An 18,109-nucleotide genomic window follows, 5' to 3' on the forward strand; every position below is an offset into this window, starting at 1 on the left:
TCACGAACTAGAAGAAGTCAAAAACAGGAACAGCGAATGTCAGTCACAAATACAACATATTCAAATCCAAGTCAGCTATTACAGCGTAATGAAGCCCTTTTTGAGGGTAAAAATATTTTAGTTGCCGGTAATATCGATGATAATTACCCGTTGCATTTGCAGTCATTGGCGAGTTCAAGCACTTTTTGTTTTAGTGATTATCGCCATTTTAGCGCGATTGAAGCACAATTAACGCAATCAGAGCGAGTATTTACCGATAATTATCAAAGCAATAGTAAGTTTAATCTACTACTTATCTATATGCCTAAAGCAAAGCAAGAGGTGCAATACTTATTAGCAAACCTATGCCCATATTTAACCCCAAACGCAGCCATTATTTTAGTTGGTGAGAAAAAATGTGGTATTAAAAGCGCAGCGAGCTTACTCAAGCCCTATGCCGATAATATTAATATGCTCGATTCTGCTCGACACTGTTCAATTTTATACTGTGAATTATCACACCCCGTCGCAACTTTTAAACAAAGTGACTGGATTAAAACTTATCCAATTAGCGTCAACGATATTAACCTTGAAGTTTGTTCTTTACCTGGTGTTTTCAGCCATGGAGAGCTCGATAAAGGCAGTGAATTATTACTTCAAAACTTACCTAAAAAACTAACGGGAAATTTGCTTGATTTTGGCTGTGGTGCAGGAGTACTTGGATGTTACCTGCTCAAAAACCACCCAGAACTAGAAATAGATATGGTTGATATAAATGCTTACGCTTTAGCCAGCGCAAAATTAACCATGATAAAAAATAAACTTAATGCTAACATTTTCCCTTCAAATGTATTTTCTGATATTGATAAAAAATACAACACCTTGCTATCTAACCCACCTTTCCATTCTGGGAAGGAAACCAATTATGTTGCCGCAGAAACTTTTATCAATCAATCATCTAAACACCTAAAAACTGCAGGTGCGCTGATCATCGTGGCAAATAAATTTCTGCGTTACGAACCTCTACTATCAACAAGTTACAAAAAAATGGATATTGTCGCCCAAAACAACAAGTTTAAAGTGTTGATGTGCCTCAACAAATAATCAAAAGCTGGCTTGGTGATGCTTTTAATTTTTTATCTTTTTTGTTACTGTTTCCAGACTTCAAGCAGATTAAGTTGAATACGCAATTTATTACAAATTTATGACACCTTTATCCCTTAAAACTGGAGACATTTATGTCTGGCATTCTTGCTATGATTCTTGCGGGTGGTGAAGGCTCACGCCTTTACCCGTTAACCTCCACAAGAACAAAACCTGCAGTACCCTTCGGTGGTAATTACCGACTTGTTGACTTTGCTTTAAACAATTTTGTTAATGCAGATTTAATGAAAATATACGTATTAACGCAGTTCAAATCCCAATCATTAAATATCCATCTCCGTAAAGCTTGGCGTTTATCAGGTTTCTCAAACCGATTCATCGAGGCGATTCCTGCTCAGCAACGTGTTAACAAAAACTGGTACAGTGGTACCGCGGATGCGATATACCAAAATGCACGTTTTATTGAAAAAAGCGAACCTGATCATGTCGCCATTTTCGGCAGTGATCACATCTATAAAATGGATGTGCAGCAAATGGTTGAGTTCCATAAGCAAAAGGAAGGCTCATTAACCGTTGCAGCTATACGCGTTCAAAAATCACAAGCCTATCACTTTGGCATTATCGAAGTGGATGAAGATGGCCGAATGATAGGCTTCGCAGAAAAGCCAAATGTTGAAGATGCCAAAACTATCCCTGGCGATCCAGACCATGTACTGGCATCAATGGGGAACTACATTTTCAAATCTGATGTATTGCTAAAAGAGCTATATATCGACGCTAAAGATGAAAATTCTAGCCATGATTTCGGTAAAGATATTATTGGTAAACTTTATCCTAAAGGTGATGTGTTTATCTATAAGCTAAGTGATAACTACATCGAAGGCGAGCCAGAAACGGCTTACTGGCGTGATGTGGGTACACTAGATTCATACTGGGATGCGCATATGGACTTACTCAGCGATAATGCCCCCTTCTCTTTATATAATAAACATTGGCCGTTACATACCTATCACCCACCGCTTCCTCCGGCGACATTCCGTGATACACAAGACAGTGTCAGCGATGTTTCAAAATCATTAATTGGTGCAGGATCTTATATTAATGGTGCAAAAATTGAGAACTCTGTACTCGGTTTTCGCAGTCATTTATGCAAAGGCGTTGTTATTAAAAACAGTGTCTTTTTGGGTAATGCAAAAATAGGGGCAGGTTGCCGTCTTAACAAAGTGATTCTGGATAAAGGTGTAGAGATAGCTCCCGGCACAGTGATTGGTGAAAACCTTGAAGAAGATCGCAAGCACTTTACTGTTTCTGACAATGGCGTTGTTGTTGTCGCTAAGGGCACTAAAGTTGGTTTCTAACTCCCCACTACGTATATAGGTTTTAATATGGCAAAAGTTTTATCTATGATTTTAGCGGGTGGCGAAGGCTCTCGACTTTATCCTTTAACACAATCACGCACAAAACCGTCTGTGCCCTTTGGTGGTAGTTACCGTTTAGTGGATTGTGTATTAAACAACTTCGTAAATTCGTCGTTACTACGTATTTATGTGTTAACTCAATTTAAGTCTCAATCACTGAACGAGCACCTTAACAAAGCTTGGGCATTAAACAGTATTACCGATACCTTTATTGATGCTATCCCCGCGCAGATGCGAACCGGTAAACATTGGTATAGTGGTACCGCAGATGCTATATACCAAAACTTGCAATTCATAGAATCAGATGAAGCTGATTTAGTGTGTATTTTTGGTAGCGACCATATCTACAAAATGGATATCCGCCAAAAAATTGCATTTCATCAGAAAAAAGAGGCAGTATTAACCGTTTCTGCTATTCGCCTACCTAAAGAGCAGGCATATCACTTCGGTATCATCGAAGTTGATGATGAAGGGCGTATGGTTGGCTTTGCTGAAAAGCCATCCGTTGAAGAGGCAAAAACAATTCCAGGCGATCCTGATCATGTTTTAGCATCTATGGGTAATTATGTATTTGACTCTAAAGAGCTACAAGCAGAGTTAATCCGTGATGCAAACACTGAAGGCTCAAGCCATGATTTTGGGAAAGATATTATTCCAAATCTATACCCGCAGGGTAAAGTATTTGTTTATGACTTCACCAGTAATACCATTGCAGGGGAAAGTGGAGATGCGTACTGGCGTGATGTAGGTACAATTGAGTCATATTGGGAAGCAAACATGGACTTAATTAAGTCTGAGCCTCCAATCTCACTTTATAATCGTAAGTGGCCAATGCATACGCATTATCCGGCACTACCACCAGCAAACTTTCGTGATAGTGAGCAATTTGTATGTACTATTCGTAAATCACTGATTTCAGATGGATGTCATATATCTGGCGCGACTATCAAAAAATCAGTATTAGGCTTCAACTGTTTTATTGGTACCAATACAAATATTTATGAATCGGTATTATTAGGCGATACCAAAGTAGGTAGTAACTGTATTCTGACTAAAGTGATTGTCGATAAAGATGTTAAAATTGCCGATAACATTCAAATTGGTGTCAATTTAGAAGAAGACAGAAAGCGCTTCACGGTTTCCGATGAAGGTATTGTTGTTATTCCTAAAGGCGCTAGAATAGGTTTTTAATTAAACCTATACTCGCTATACATTAAGCCACGGTTCGCTGTGGTTTTTTTATTTTATACCTACACGACATTAACGTTTGAGGCTAGCAAAGCACACATAACAGAGTGTCAACGTCAGGTACCATAAGGAGTTACCTTTGGATAATCGTAAATTAAAGATTCTTTTTGTTTCTTCGGAAGTGGAAGGCTTTTCAAAAACCGGCGGTCTTGCCGATGTAGCCAAAGCACTGCCTATTGAGTTACGAAATTTAGGCCATGAAGTTAAGATCATCACCCCCTTTTACCGCACAATAAATCATCGAGAACATGCACAGCATCGATTTAATTTAACCCTCAATACAGATTGTGCTCGCCCAGATATTCAGTTTCAAGTTCAACAGTTAGACCTTGATGGTATTCCTGTTTTAGCGCTCGATAATGCCCACTACTTTGACCGTGCAGGCCTCTATGGGGAAGACAATCATGCCTATCAAGATAACGGTGAACGTTTCGCATTTTTCTGTTTAGCCGCACTACAAGCCTGCGAAGCAGATGATTTTACACCAGATATTATTCATTGTAATGATTGGCATACAGGCCTTATTCCGTACCTTTTAAAAACACGTTATCACGATCATTACCGTTTTACTCATACCAAAACCGTACTAACGACCCATAATGCTTGTTATCAAGGTATCTTTGATAAATCTCAGCTTAACCTTATTCCAGAAGTAAGTGCTTGCATGGATGAGCGTGTCCTAGAGAACTATAACTATATCAATTATCTTAAAGTAGGCATTACCTACAGTGATAAAATTAATACCGTCAGCCCTAATTATGCCAGTGAGCTATTAACACCACTTGGCTCGCATGGAATGTCACATCACTTCTTATCGCGCATTCATGATTTTGAAGGAATATTAAATGGCTGTGATTATAACGATTGGAATCCAGAGACGGACCAATACATTCCAGCAAACTTTAGTGCAGATGATTTAAGTGGTAAAGCTACCTGTAAAAAAGCATTACAGCAAGAGGTTGGCTTGCCGGTCAATGATCACCCAGTTTTTGGCATGGTATGCCGTTTAACAGATCAAAAAGGTTTTGGCTTAATTATTCCAATGCTAGATAGGCTGTTAAAACATAACTTGCAGTTGGTCATTGTTGGCTCTGGCGATCCTGCCATCACCGGCCAACTCACCGCTATCATGAATCATTACCCAGATAAGTTTAAGTTTATTGATATTTACAGTAACAAGCTTTCACACATGGTTGAGGCTGGCTCTGACTTCTTCATGATGCCCTCTATCTTTGAACCATGTGGTTTAAATCAGCTATACAGTCTCGCTTATGGTACCTTACCTATTGTTCGTGCTGTTGGCGGTTTAAAAGATACCGTGATTGATTACGACCAAGATCCAGATCATGCTAATGGTTTCGTTTTTTATGAAACCAACCCAAATCAATTATTAAATTTACTGCGTCGTGTAGTGCTACTTTATATTGAGCATCCAGAGGAAATGTTGCGCCTAAAACAACAAGCTATGCGCTCACACTTTTACTGGTCTGATGCTGCAAAGCATTATGCTAACTTATATTACAACGCGTTATACCGACAACAAAAATGGTAATTTCCCCCTTTCATTAAAGTAAAAAGCCAATCAAAAATATTGATTGGCTTTTTTATGCGCGTAGTTCACATAATCATAATTTAGTCACCTAAATCCTCTGCAAAGTTCACCTACAAACAGTAAGTCATCCTAATATTTAACAGCACAATTAAATATATCTCGACAGGAGCTTTCATGCGAAATAATCAGCCAGTTACTAGTCAACAAAGAAAATTTAAAGAGGGCTCAAGCCTTATTTCAGTCACAGACTTAAATGGTACGATTGAGTATGTAAATAGCAATTTTATTGAGATAAGTGGCTTTACCGAAAAAGAGTTGATAGGACAAAGTCATAATATAGTGCGTCACCCGGATATGCCAGAAGCAGCCTTTGCTGATTTATGGAAAACAGTAAAGCAGGGGAGGGAGTGGCGAGGTATTGTAAAAAACCGATGTAAAGACGGCAGTTATTATTGGGTTGATGCTTATGTGGTTCCCGTGATGAAAGAGGGCAAAAAATGTGGCTATCAATCTATAAGAAGCGTTCCTTCACAACAGCAGATTACAGAAGCAGAAGCAATATACTCTAAAATGCGCAGTGATAAATCCCTTTCCCTACCTAAAAAGACACGCTGGTCAGATATTAATATGGCCAAAAAGACCACAATAGGCGTTACGGTAGTTGCCCTATTATTGGCTATTTTACTTGGCTTAGTGATCAACGAAGCACAACAAACAGATCATATTATCAATGCACAATTAACCCTTCTCAGTTCCTTACCAGAGCAACAAATACAACAGCAAGCTCTGCAGGTTTACCTCACTGAAATGCATTATGAAAACAACCTTATTTACACTCTGATCGCCAGTATTACTCTAGGCGTTTTTTTTCTTTGGTGGCTGGTCAACAGCACACTAATTATTCCAATGTCCAAGTTAAGAAAACAGTTAAGAAGAATATCAGGTGGAGACTTAACTCAATCTATTGAGGCAAATAGTAACGATGAATTCGGCCGAACGGCAATGGCCGTTAAATTATTACAGGCAAGGTTACGTACCATTTTCGATCAGTTTATCGGTACCACACAACAACTCGTTTCATCCGCTGACGGAGTCTCTAGCAGTAGCCATAATATGCAACATAGTATGCAACGTCAAAGTGATCAAACGAGTCTTATTGCCACGGCAATGAATGAAATGCTTGCATCAGTAGAAGAGGTTTCTAATAGCGCACTCACCGCTTCTCATGAAACAGCAACAGCCGATAGTAATGCCAACAACGGTGCAGAAGTCGTCAACACTGCGCATAATGCAATGACCCAACTCGTTGAAGAAGTACAACAAACAGCACAGGTTATCGACCAATTAGCAGAAGAAAGCACTAAAATTAGCACCATAACTGACACAATCAGCAGCATTGCAGAGCAAACTAATTTATTGGCGTTAAATGCAGCCATTGAAGCAGCCCGGGCAGGAGAGCAAGGTCGAGGCTTTGCAGTAGTTGCAGATGAAGTACGATCTCTTGCTTCGCGCACTCAAGAGGCGACCAATGAGATCCGCACCATGATCAATAATCTACACGGGGGGATTGGTGGCGCCGTGTCAGCAATGGAAGGTAATATACAACAAGTTAGCTTAGCCTTAGCAGAGGTGGAGACCTCAAAAGATAGCTTTAATAGTATTAGTGTTGCTATTAATAGAATTAATGAGATGAACCTTCATATCGCCAGCGCGACCGAACAACAACAACAAGTTTCCGAAGAGATGAATCAAAATATACTTTCTATTAGTGACCAATCACAACTTGCCAATAGTGAAGCAACAGGATTACAAAATAGTGCACTCAAGCTTAATGAGATGGCCCTTAATTTACAGAGCCAGCTAAATACTATCGACCTTGGCGCGACTGCCAGTGAATTCGATTTTGAAGGGGCCAAACAAGCCCATTTAGCCTGGAAGACCAGATTACGTACTTATTTAGATGGCGACCACTCAGTGTTAACCAAAGAGCAAGCCTGCTCACATCGAGACTGTAAACTCGGTTTATGGTATTACAGTGAGGGGCAAAAACGCTACGGAAATAATGCTTCTTTCAAACAGATAGAATCACCACACGAGAAGCTCCACAAGGTAATAAAAAATATTATGGATGTTAATGAAAGCGGTAATAAAACAGAAGCAGAAAATCTTTATAAAGAAATAGAACCACTTTCACAGCAAATTGTAGATTTAATAGATAAAACCAAACACTCCCTTAAATGAGTATAATGAAAGATAACCAACAATAAATGAATGCGTTACGATTAACCAACCTATTACTATTATTGCTGATTATCTTTGCAAGGCCAGCCTATGCCATTAACTCGATTGAATTAACGCTTAAAGAGCAACGGTTTATTGAAGATCATCCAACGATTACATTAGGCAGCGATATAGGCTGGGGCCCTTATGTTATTGAAAATAGTGACGGAATAATTGGCTATGATGCGGATGTACTCGCGAAAATAAATGAAATCAGTGGCGCTAATTTTGTGTTAAAGCTCGACACGTGGCAAAAGGTCACCGAGCAGCAACAAAAAAGAGAGATTGATGGTTTAAGTACAGCAGTCGCCCACCAACGATTTGCTAAACACTCACTATTTTCTACCCCCTATCTGTCCTTAGAAAAAATTATTTTTACACGCACTGACAACCCAAAATCTATCGAAAGTTTGGATGATTTAAAGGGCAAAAAATTTGGTATTTACAAAGCTAACGATATAGCGAGAGAAACTGCAAATCAGATCAAAGATATTCAAATTATTGAGTTTGATGACACACAAAAACTTATTGAGGGGATCACCACAGGAAAAGCTGACTTTATGCTTGGCAATGCGGCGATGTTCTATCTGCTCAATAAATCGGGTAACCCATTTTTAAAACCGGCACTCTTTTTACAAAATGATCCTCTAGATTTGGTTTTTGTTGTTCGTAATGATTTTCCTGAAGCAATCTCCATTATAAATAAGTCACTGCGTGCCCTCGGTGATGAGAAATTATTAGAAATAAAAAATAAATGGTTCTCTTTTTCCCCTCCAGTGCCCTCCTCACAAAAAGTTAAATTCTCAATGCAGGAGTTAGCTTATTTATCAGCAAAAAAACAGTTAAATGTGTGCGTTGACCCAGACTGGATGCCGTTAGAGAAAATAGAAAATGGCCTGCATATTGGTATGAGCGCTGATTACTTTAAACTTTTTCAGGCAAGTATTAATACCCCTTTTAAGTTAATCGAGACAAAGTCTTGGGATGAAACATTGCAATTTTCACAACAAAGAAAATGTGACATTATCTCGCTTGCGATGCCGACCAAAGAGAGAAAAAAATACCTTAATTTCACCACCCCCTTTATTAGAACGCCGGCAGTATTGGCTACAAAACCTCATATCACGTTTATCGATGAACTTAATATTATCAACACTAAAAAAGTGGGTATTATAAAAGGTTATGCTTTTAATGAAATTATTCGAGAGCAGTATCCCAATATAGAAGTGGTTGATGTTAATAGTGCGAAAGAGGGGTTACAGCAGGTTGTCGAGGGTGAGCTATTTGGGTATATCGACACCTTAGCAACCGTCGGGTATATGTTTCAAACACAGTTTGTTGGTGAACTAAAAATTTCTGGAAAATTTGATGACCAATGGAAGATGAGTGTCGCAACCCGCAACGATGAACCATTACTGAACTCGATTATGGATAAGTTAGTCACTCAGTTACCAGATGAAGAGCATCGTAAAATTTTTAATAAGTATATTGCAATTAATTTTAAACAAGGCTTCGATTACCAACTTTTTCAACAAATAATGATTGTATTACTTTTCATCTCTGCACTGTTTTTATTTCGTTATTACACTGTTGCTAGGTATAACCGTCGCATTGAAAGGCAGCTTTTCATTATTGACAATCATGTACTTACCATCACTTCAGATACAGAGGGATATATTATACGTGTCAGTAATGCCCTATGTAAATTAACAGGTTATTGCAAAGAAGAGTTAATTGGAAAGCATCACAGCATTTTTCGTCACCCTAAAACCGATATAGCAATTTATAAGGAGCTTTGGGCAACTATTACTGAAGGTAAAGTCTGGCAAGGTGAGTTGCTTAATTTAAATAAGAATGGTTCATCATATTGGTCACATGCCAAGATAACGCCTTCATATACACGAAAAGGTAAACTCATCGGTTATTCTTCGATATTCGATGATATCACTGACAAGAAAAGATTAGAAAAATTAGCGATCACTGACACCTTAACTCAACTTCCTAATCGCCTTTTTATCAATAATACCTTTGACCATGAATTTGAAAGAAGTAAACGCTACAAAGGACATTTTTCGCTCATCCTTATCGATGCAGATAACTTTAAAACAATAAACGATACCTTTGGGCATAAAATGGGTGATGATGTTCTAATTAATCTGGCGACTATTTTAAAGCAAAACATTAGGCAACTCGATATCGTTGCTCGTTGGGGTGGTGAAGAGTTTTTGATTATTTGTCCAGAAACGAATAAAGAAAAAGCCTTTATCGTTGCAGAAAAAATAAGGGGTATTATTGAACAATTTGAATTTTCTTCCGACTTTAAGTTAACTTGTAGTTTTGGTATCGCACAATCCGAGCCGAATGATCATAAAGAAGCGATATTTCAACGTGTTGATAGCGCACTATATCAAGCTAAAAATGCAGGCAGAAACTGTATACGTAGCAAATAATTTCATCATCTAGTTAATCCTACCTAGCTTAAAAAGGTTAATGAAAAATAAAATAAAATAAATAACTTTTAAAATCATAGACCTCCTTTAATTCGCATAAAATAGTTTAAATAAATATCATTTTTGGGTTGCTTCCCATGGCAGATTCACTATATTTTATTGAGTGAATTTTGACCAAATTTAATGTAGTTATTTAAACAAACTGGAGAAACAAATGAAATTAAGTTACCTATTGTTTACTACCCTGTTATGTCTAACACTTACTTTAGCGATATTCTCATTTGCACTTAATGATCCGTTTCACTTACTCAGCTGTAATGTGGGTTGTGTGTTATTGCTCGGTTTATTATTTGGCGCATCATTATTTGCTTTTGATGACTATTGTAGAGAGAAGCAAGGTAATTTATGTACTATGGCAGCCATGACACGTAAAATTCTCAATTACTTATAACCTAGGTTTTATTAGAATAAAATCGTAATAATCAGTAAAGCTAAAGATGTATAAGAGTGCAGACAAAAAGTGAATATCAAAACCCAACAACCATAGTGTTCACCATGTTATGCACTTTTATACAACAAGATAACAGTTATTTTATTAACCCACCCAAAAGCCCAAGCAAATATATTCCCTTAAACTGCTAAGTAACTTACTTAAGTCATCATTATAAAACCCAGAATTTATTTAATTTTTCAAATAAAAAAGTATTTTTTTAATTTAATTAAAACTCGCCTGTAAACCTCATTTCTATTAGCGTTAATAACTATTTGCAACAACTCAAAAAGCCCCAAAAAGCATTTTTTTTGATGGAATAAAATAAATAATTGATCCATTCATTTTATGCCTGCGTATCTTTCTCGACACTAACAAATGGAGAATGATAATGAGAAACATGAAAAAATTAGCCTTAGCTTCTGTAATTGCAGCAACATTAACAGCTTGTAATAGTAGTGATAATGACGATATGGATATGAGTCAAATTCGTGTATTCCATGCTTCGCCTGATGCCCCTAAAGTGGACGTTTGGCTAGATGGAGAAAAAGCATTATCGGGTGTTGACTACCAACAAACATCAGGACAAATTAGTGTCACATCGGGAACCCATACGGTTCAAATTGAGGCTATCTTACCTAATGGGGAGACGGTCACTGTACTTGATGAAACGACACTTGATTTAATGTCAGGCACCGAATATAACGTGATCGCAACGGGTAAAGCGGCTTTACTTGGTGAAGACAATGCAATGGCTTTTGGACCATTAATCGTAGCCAGAGATGACATCGCTCCTTCAGGCGCCCGTGTTCAAGCGGTTCATAGTGCCCCTGATGCCCCAACAGTTGATGTATTTATTACAGCACCAGGCGCAGACCTCAGTGATGTAACCCCCTTTGCGGACGATCTCGCTTATAAAGCAAGCTCAGATGCTGTAGAAGTACCTGCCGGTGATTACCAAATTCGCATTACCAGTGATACGGACAGTAGCGTAGTTTATTATGACTCTGGCTCAATCAATGTACCAGCGGGCTCTGATTGGGTTGCACTCGCAACAAATAATACAGCAGGTGGTGATGCTCCTGTTTCGTTAGTGGTTGATACAGGAAGTGACACCGTACTTGTCCACGACATGGACACAGGTAGTGATATTCGTGTTGCACACACTATTTCTGACGCTCCTGGTGTGGATGTATGGGTGAACTCAACGGCACCAGCAATGGATAGCCCACTGTATAACTTAACATATCCAAACCATACCGATTACTTAACAGTACCAGCAGGTGAATATACTTTTAATGTTGCTGTGAATGGCACATCACCAGCACAAGTTGTTGATGCACTCACTTTAATGCCAACTTTAGAGAACGCTAAAATTTATACCGCACTTGCGATTGGAAACCTAGGTGATAGCATCGAAAATGATGAATTATTTGTTGTTGCTGATGATAAACGCAGAGTTGCAACGGCAGCCAAACTACGTGCAATACACGCGTCAACACTAGCAGGAAATGTTGATATTTACGTAAGTGATGATGCCAGCCCAAGTGAAGATGATACCATTTTAAAAAATGTAGCTTACAAAGGTGACTCAACAATCCTCGATGTGATGCCAGGAGAAGCCTACATCATGATCACACCTACAGGCGATGCAAATAATATTGCTGTCGGCCCCGCTCTACTGCCACTTAAAGCAGGTACTTTAACTACCTTAGTTGCTGTTGATACTAAAGCAGGCGGTGTTGATGTGATTAGCTTAGACGATTAATCCATACGCTATAAAACAGCCCGTAAGGGCTGTTTATCTACAAGCATCACTTAAACCATTCCTTCCCTCTCTTTAATAACTGCAAAATTGGATTAAAACAGCTATTCACAATATAATTTTCAGTGCAGACTAAAATCTTTAGTATCAACAAAAGAGAGCACTCTTCGATGAGATTCAATGAACATGGTATTTTTGAAGTAAAAATAAAAGCAACTTGTTAATAATCGATGCAACGGGTCCTTTTAATGAAGAGTTAATTTTGCACTGCCAACACTCATTAATGGCATGTATCAAAGTACTTGAGGTTAAGCCGTGGAAACAAGTTGTGATACTACATAAAATGAGCCTATTTACACCAGAAGCCGAGTTAGCGCTGACTCGCAAGTTTAATTGAACAAAAATGACGCAGGTTATACAAATGTGCTGTCGTCACTGGCGATTTAGAGTGTAAAAAAGTCGTAACGAAACAAATGAACCGTTGCTATCAATCAGCTGGAGTCACCCATCAATACTTTAATACTTTAATACTCTTGAGCAAGCTAAACATTGGTTAGAGCTAACAACATAATTCATCCAATAAAAAATAGGGGCTAACAGCTCTCACTATTACCCCCTGTTTATTTAATCAAAATGATTAAGCGCTTTAAGCGGCTACCGCTAATTTCTCATCAGCTCTTTTTTTCAAGAACGCATAACCAAAGCCAGTCACTGCGGTACCGGCGGCAATCGCTAGCAAATACATCAACACAGGAGAAATCGCATTTGGAATCAGCAGAACAAATAGCCCACCATGAGGCGCTAATAATTCAGCACCAAATAGCATTGATAAACCGCCAGTTAGTGCGCCACCAGCCATACAAGCAGGGATAACACGCATTGGGTCTTTAGCTGCAAATGGAATCGCACCTTCAGAAATAAAGCACAAACCTAATACAAAAGAGGCTTTACCCGCTTCACGTTCACTCGCTTCAAACTTGTTTTTAGTAAGGAATGTCGCTAAGCCCATGCCTAATGCAGGCACCATACCAGCTGCCATAATAGCAGCCATCGGGCCGTAAGATTGAGAAGCTAATAGACCAACACCAAAGGTATAAGCAGCTTTATTTACCGGTCCACCTAAATCGAAACACATCATACAACCAAGTAAGATACCTAACATTACCGCATTCGCTGAGCCCATATTAGTTAAAAATTCAGTTAACCCAGTCATAATAGCAGCAACCGGGCCACCAACAACATAGATCATCACTAAGCCGGTAAATAAACTTGCCACAAAAGGAATAATCAAAATCGGTTTCAGTGCTTCCATCGATTGTGGTAAAGACACTTTATCAGCAATAAATTTCGCAGCGTAACCGGCAATAAAGCCAGCCACGATACCACCTAGGAAACCAGCGCCAAGTTGGCTTGCCAACATACCACCAATTAAACCAGGCGCTAAACCAGGGCGATCCGCAATCGAAAAGGCAATAAAGCCTGCCAATACAGGAATCATGAGTGCAAAAGCGGCACCACCACCAATATCCATCAACGTAGCGGCAATGCTACCTTCCTCTTTAAAGGCTTCGATACCAAAAACAAAAGATAGTGCAATCAATAAACCACCCGCAATAACTACAGGTAACATGTGCGAAACACCTGTCATCAAGTGTTTATAAACGCCTTTTTTCTCTTCTGTTTTAGCATTACTTGCATTACCTAATGCTTGAAAAATAGTTGCCTCAGCAAAGCCTTTATTCATTTCTTGTTCGGTTTTCTTAAGCGCCAAGCCGGTGCTCGTTTTATAGAGTCGCTTGCCATTGAAACGATCTAATGGCACTTCAATATCAGCGGCAATAATCACTAAATCGGCTTCACTAATATCTTCATCGGTTAACTGATTTTTTGCGCCAACCGAACCGCGTGTTTCAACCTTAATAATATGTCCTTGGCGTTTCGCTTCACCTTCTAGGGCTTCAGCCGCCATAAACGTATGTGCAACCCCTGTTGGACAAGCAGTAATGGCAACAATTTTCTTAATGCCTGCACTTTCAGTGTTAAGGATTGTTGCATCGGCAACGACGCCTAATGCTTGGGATTCGTTTAATGTTTGTGCACTTGCAAGTGCGTTTTCTAACCATGCTTGGGGATCAGAAGTACAAGCGGAAATTTCGCTTTGATATACTTTTTTACCAATAAATCGGGTTGTATCGATAACACAATTTGTGGCAATGATAATGGCATCAGCGGCATCAATATCTGAACTGTTTAGCAGTTCAACAGGCAAAACGCTTGATTGACACTCAATCGTTGCATTTAAGTTTAATGCCTCGCTTGCTTGCTTTAACAAGCCCGCTGCAATAATGCTGTTCGCTACGCCACTTGGGCAAGCTGTTACAATAGCTATATTTTTCATGTTCAGTCCTTAAGTTATATTTTGAACGCGATTAAGCGTGGCTAGAAATAGGATTATTAAAAGTAACTTGTTTTTGTAATTCAGTGACAGCTTCAATGTCTGTCACACCCACACCAACTTGTGATACAGCCAGAGCGGAAAGCGCAGTAGCAAATGATAAGGTTTGCTCTGCTTGCCATTGGTTGAGATGCCCCCAGCACATCCCTGCTACTAAGGTATCGCCAGCACCCACTGTGCTAACAACATTCATTTTCGGGGGTTGTGAATAACGCCATATTGGTTGATGCAACGTATCTTTACCTAACCACATCACCCCTTTTGAGCCCAATGAAACAACGATGTTTTCAATGCCTTTAGCGGCAAGATCTTGTGCTGCTTGTTGACACGCTTGAGGTGTTTGTAACGCACGACCCACAAATTCAGAAAGCTCTTCATCATTAGGCTTAATCAACCAAGGATGTGCATCTAACCCAGCGGCAAGCGCAGCACGGCTACTATCAAAGATCACTTTTTTACCCATTTGATGTAGTTTTTCAATCCAACCTGCGCACAACTCAGGCGAAATACCTTTTGGTAAACTCCCCGCCAATACAAAAAAATGATGGGTTTTAGCCAGATCAAATAAACACTGTTCAAATTCACTGATTGCTTGTGCTGAGATTTCACAGCCGGGGAAATTAATATCGCTAACTTGGCCATTTTTTTCGACTAATTTAACGTTAATGCGTGTTGCACCGTTAACACGAATAAATTCATCATTAGCATTCATTTGTTTAAACAATTGGCAAAAAGCTTGTTCGTTATCGCGACCTAAAAAACCTGTTACCGTCACTTCTGCGCCTAAATCAGCAAGCACTTTTGCAACGTTAACGCCTTTACCAGCAGCATGAAGTGAGCCTTGGTTCGCTAAGTTCACTGACCCTAGCGCAAGAGAATCTAAACTTCCGGTTAAATCTAATGCTGGATTTAAGGTGATAGTGACTACTTTTTTAGTCGCTAAATCGTTATTATTCATCTTTAATTACCCCTCGCTCAAGCCAGAACCAATCGCTTCACCAATGCCCGCTAACGCTTCTTTAGCATCAGGGCCGTCAGCGGTAAATTGCAATGTGTGACCATGTGATACGCCTAAACCAATCACTTTCATTAAACTTTTGGCATCCACCGATTTTCCATCGCCGTCGAGATTGATAACGCTCACATTTGATTGGTATTGCTTAACCGCAGCGACCAACATGGCACTTGGGCGAGCATGTAAGCCATGGGCATTGTTTATTTTGAATTGTGCAACATTATCCGCACTGACTTCAGCCTCAGGCGCTTGTTCAGCATTAGCAAAAAATTCAACAATTTGCTCTGCCGTTGCAGCCAGCAACAACGCCTGTTGTTGTTCAAAAACAACCCGAGTGATAGTAGATAAAAACGTGCAATGAGAAGCGTTGCAAGCAGCAATCGCAATCAAACCTTTAACAGGCAAGCCTTTAAACTGACATGATTCTGAAGTGGTTAATAATGACATTGCAGAACGTTTAACACCTTGATTGCTACTGATTAGCCATAACCCGCCCCCAAGGTGTGTCGGCTCTTTAGAAACCAACTCAGCAACAAATTTGCTTTCAACCTGACCATTATTCTTTAATAATCCGCCAGCCACTGCACTCATTTGCATCATCTCTGTTGCAGGGAAGTTTAATTGAATAAGCGCACTATTAAAGTCAGCCTCAAACTGCACATCACCATTGAGTAAAGCAATAATATCCTCTGCACTTTTAGCTTGTTTAAGTTTCTCTTCAACACCGTCATTTGAAAGCACTTTCGTTAATTGCTTGAGAATACCAAGGTGTTCATCGGATTTAGCCGCGATACCAATTGCAACATAAGCGATGTTGCCATCTCCCCAATTCACCCCTTCAGGAAAGTGATGCACGACCACGCCAGTTTTATTCACTAAATCACGGGTATCGGTCGTACCATGAGGAATGGCTATACCATTTCCTAAAAAGGTTGAGTTTTGTTGCTCACGATTAAGCATACCGTCCACATAGCCATTGGCGACCAGGCCACTCTCGGTCAACTGCTGTGCGATTGCCTTAATCGCCGTCAGCTTGTCGTCTGCTGCTCGTTGTAAAGTTATATCATTGTTGGTTAATTTCAGCATGGGTCATCGCCTCTCGCTTGGTTTATAAAATCGCTAATAAAAAATAGTTTACTGAACAAGGCTGAAACGATTCAGCAAATAAGTCAAAAAAATTCAGCAAATTGCTTTTTACTGTTTTAATAATAAAAATAGCATGAATTTCATACTTTTCAATTTTGCTGAAACCTTTCAGCTTTTATACTGAATCGATTCAGCGTATAATGCAAGTATTATATTATCAAGATCGAATTTTTTATGATCTTGTCGACAAAAATAAGGATCTTACCCATGACATTAGATCAAATTGCCAAACTTGCTGGCGTTTCAAAAACCACAGCCAGTTATGTCATTAATGGTAAAGCACAGAAGTACCGTATTAGTGAAAAAACCCAATTAAAGGTCATGGCGATCGTCAATGAACACAACTATCAGCCAGATCACGCAGCTTCTTCTTTGCGTGCCGGAAGTAGCCGATCTTTTGGTTTGATCATTCCCGATCTCGAAAACAGTAGTTATGCAAAATTAGCCAAGCTACTAGAGTCAAATTCGCGCAAAGCAGGCTATCAAATCTTAATCGCTTGTTCTGACGACGACCCAGAAATTGAAAAAAACGTGGTTCAAGCGTTATTAAGTCGTCGTGTTGATGCTCTATTTGTCGCTAGCGCACTGCCTAATGGCAGTGACTATTATTTAAAGATCCAACAACAAGGCACGCCGATCATCGCACTAGATCGAGCCTTAGATGATGAGTTCTTTGGTTGCGTTATCAGTGAAGATTTCGATGGTGCTTATGAATTGACTGAATCAGTGATCAGCCCACAGGTAAAATCAATCGGTCTTATTGGCGCGCTTGCTGAACTTAATATTTCGCGTCAGCGTCATGCGGGTTTTCAGGCACAAGCAAAACTAAAAGGGATAAAAACGATCAGTGGTTACGGAGATCATTTTAATAGCGAAGCAGGTAAAACTATTTTTCAACAATGGATAAAAAATGACTGCGTTCCCGATGCCATTATTACCACCTCCTATATTTTATTAGAAGGAGTACTAGATGTGATTATCGAACACCCTGAATTGATGTCAAAGGTCAAACTCGGCACCTTTGGTGATAATCGTTTACTAGACTTTTTACCCTTTAAAATTAATTCGTTATCACAACAGTTTGAACTGATTGCAGAGAGCGCCTTAGGCTTAGGCTTAAATGCATCCGCTAAGCGTTATCAAGCCGGCATAGAATTAATTCCTCGAAAACTTATTCTGCGCCAATAAAAAACCGAGTTAAACTCGG

At 39.3% G+C, this 18,109-nt stretch carries 12 protein-coding genes; 9 read left to right on the forward strand and 3 right to left on the reverse strand.

What is annotated here, in order from left to right; genetic code table 11:
- Nucleotides 1–36: 36 nt before the first annotated feature.
- The 8 genes from rsmC to CW745_RS05995 all read left to right on the forward strand — a co-directional run bounded on the left by rsmC (nt 37) and on the right by CW745_RS05995 (nt 12,289).
- Nucleotides 37–1,083, forward strand: coding sequence for a 16S rRNA (guanine(1207)-N(2))-methyltransferase RsmC (gene rsmC / locus CW745_RS05960; RefSeq protein ID WP_101107628.1), 1,047 nt, complete (start codon nt 37–39; stop codon nt 1,081–1,083).
- Nucleotides 1,084–1,217: 134 nt separating this feature from the next.
- Nucleotides 1,218–2,441 (forward strand): glucose-1-phosphate adenylyltransferase, encoded by a 1,224-nt coding sequence (gene glgC / locus CW745_RS05965; RefSeq protein ID WP_101107629.1) that lies wholly within the window; start codon nt 1,218–1,220, stop codon nt 2,439–2,441.
- A gap of 27 nt (nt 2,442–2,468) precedes the next feature.
- Nucleotides 2,469–3,692, forward strand: a complete 1,224-nt coding sequence (gene glgC, locus CW745_RS05970) for a glucose-1-phosphate adenylyltransferase (protein ID WP_101107631.1) — start codon at nt 2,469–2,471, stop codon at nt 3,690–3,692.
- A 136-nt stretch (nt 3,693–3,828) separates the two neighbouring features.
- The gene (gene glgA, locus CW745_RS05975; RefSeq protein WP_101107633.1) at nt 3,829–5,301 is read left to right on the forward strand and encodes a glycogen synthase GlgA; all 1,473 of its coding nucleotides are present in this window, start codon (nt 3,829–3,831) and stop codon (nt 5,299–5,301) included.
- A gap of 174 nt (nt 5,302–5,475) precedes the next feature.
- Nucleotides 5,476–7,542 carry a methyl-accepting chemotaxis protein gene (locus CW745_RS05980; protein ID WP_101107635.1) on the forward strand — a complete coding sequence of 689 codons (2,067 nt, stop codon included), beginning with the start codon at nt 5,476–5,478 and terminating at the stop codon, nt 7,540–7,542.
- A 26-nt stretch (nt 7,543–7,568) separates the two neighbouring features.
- Complete coding sequence (locus CW745_RS05985; RefSeq protein ID WP_101107637.1) at nt 7,569–10,031, forward strand: transporter substrate-binding domain-containing protein; 2,463 nt, start codon at nt 7,569–7,571, stop codon at nt 10,029–10,031.
- A gap of 214 nt (nt 10,032–10,245) precedes the next feature.
- Entirely contained in the window at nt 10,246–10,482 is a 237-nt protein-coding gene (locus CW745_RS05990) for a hypothetical protein (RefSeq protein ID WP_101107639.1), read from the forward strand.
- A 439-nt stretch (nt 10,483–10,921) separates the two neighbouring features.
- Entirely contained in the window at nt 10,922–12,289 is a 1,368-nt protein-coding gene (locus CW745_RS05995; protein ID WP_193755542.1) for a DUF4397 domain-containing protein, read from the forward strand.
- 643 nt (nt 12,290–12,932) lie between these two features.
- Here the strand turns inward: CW745_RS05995 and fruA are convergent.
- The 3 genes from fruA to fruB are packed head-to-tail and all read right to left on the reverse strand — an operon-like array spanning nt 12,933 to nt 16,842.
- A complete protein-coding gene (fruA, locus tag CW745_RS06005) occupies nt 12,933–14,684 on the reverse strand; it encodes a PTS fructose transporter subunit IIBC (RefSeq protein ID WP_101107645.1) in 1,752 nt (583 codons plus the stop codon).
- Between the two features lie 31 nt (nt 14,685–14,715).
- Nucleotides 14,716–15,699, reverse strand: a complete 984-nt coding sequence (pfkB, locus tag CW745_RS06010) for a 1-phosphofructokinase (protein WP_101107647.1) — start codon at nt 15,697–15,699, stop codon at nt 14,716–14,718.
- Nucleotides 15,700–15,705: 6 nt separating this feature from the next.
- Nucleotides 15,706–16,842, reverse strand: coding sequence for a fused PTS fructose transporter subunit IIA/HPr protein (gene fruB / locus CW745_RS06015; RefSeq protein ID WP_101107648.1), 1,137 nt, complete (start codon nt 16,840–16,842; stop codon nt 15,706–15,708).
- A gap of 267 nt (nt 16,843–17,109) precedes the next feature.
- Here fruB and cra point away from each other — a divergent pair, with 267 nt between their 5' ends.
- The gene (cra, locus tag CW745_RS06020; protein WP_101107650.1) at nt 17,110–18,090 is read left to right on the forward strand and encodes a catabolite repressor/activator; all 981 of its coding nucleotides are present in this window, start codon (nt 17,110–17,112) and stop codon (nt 18,088–18,090) included.
- Nucleotides 18,091–18,109 lie beyond the last annotated feature (19 nt).

The organism is Psychromonas sp. psych-6C06, from assembly GCF_002835465.1.
Taxonomy (GTDB): domain Bacteria; phylum Pseudomonadota; class Gammaproteobacteria; order Enterobacterales; family Psychromonadaceae; genus Psychromonas.

Bases quoted from the DNA above. Each gene is read 5' to 3' on its own strand.
- rsmC (WP_101107628.1), top strand. From the start codon at position 37: ATGTCAGTCACAAATACAACATATTCAAATCCAAGTCAGCTATTACAG.
- glgC (WP_101107629.1), top strand. From the start codon at position 1,218: ATGTCTGGCATTCTTGCTATGATTCTTGCGGGTGGTGAAGGCTCACGC.
- glgC (WP_101107631.1), top strand. From the start codon at position 2,469: ATGGCAAAAGTTTTATCTATGATTTTAGCGGGTGGCGAAGGCTCTCGA.
- CW745_RS05980 (WP_101107635.1), top strand. From the start codon at position 5,476: ATGCGAAATAATCAGCCAGTTACTAGTCAACAAAGAAAATTTAAAGAG.
- CW745_RS05985 (WP_101107637.1), top strand. From the start codon at position 7,569: ATGAATGCGTTACGATTAACCAACCTATTACTATTATTGCTGATTATC.
- CW745_RS05990 (WP_101107639.1), top strand. From the start codon at position 10,246: ATGAAATTAAGTTACCTATTGTTTACTACCCTGTTATGTCTAACACTT.
- CW745_RS05995 (WP_193755542.1), top strand. From the start codon at position 10,922: ATGAAAAAATTAGCCTTAGCTTCTGTAATTGCAGCAACATTAACAGCT.
- fruA (WP_101107645.1), bottom strand. From the start codon at position 14,684: ATGAAAAATATAGCTATTGTAACAGCTTGCCCAAGTGGCGTAGCGAAC.
- pfkB (WP_101107647.1), bottom strand. From the start codon at position 15,699: ATGAATAATAACGATTTAGCGACTAAAAAAGTAGTCACTATCACCTTA.
- fruB (WP_101107648.1), bottom strand. From the start codon at position 16,842: ATGCTGAAATTAACCAACAATGATATAACTTTACAACGAGCAGCAGAC.
- cra (WP_101107650.1), top strand. From the start codon at position 17,110: ATGACATTAGATCAAATTGCCAAACTTGCTGGCGTTTCAAAAACCACA.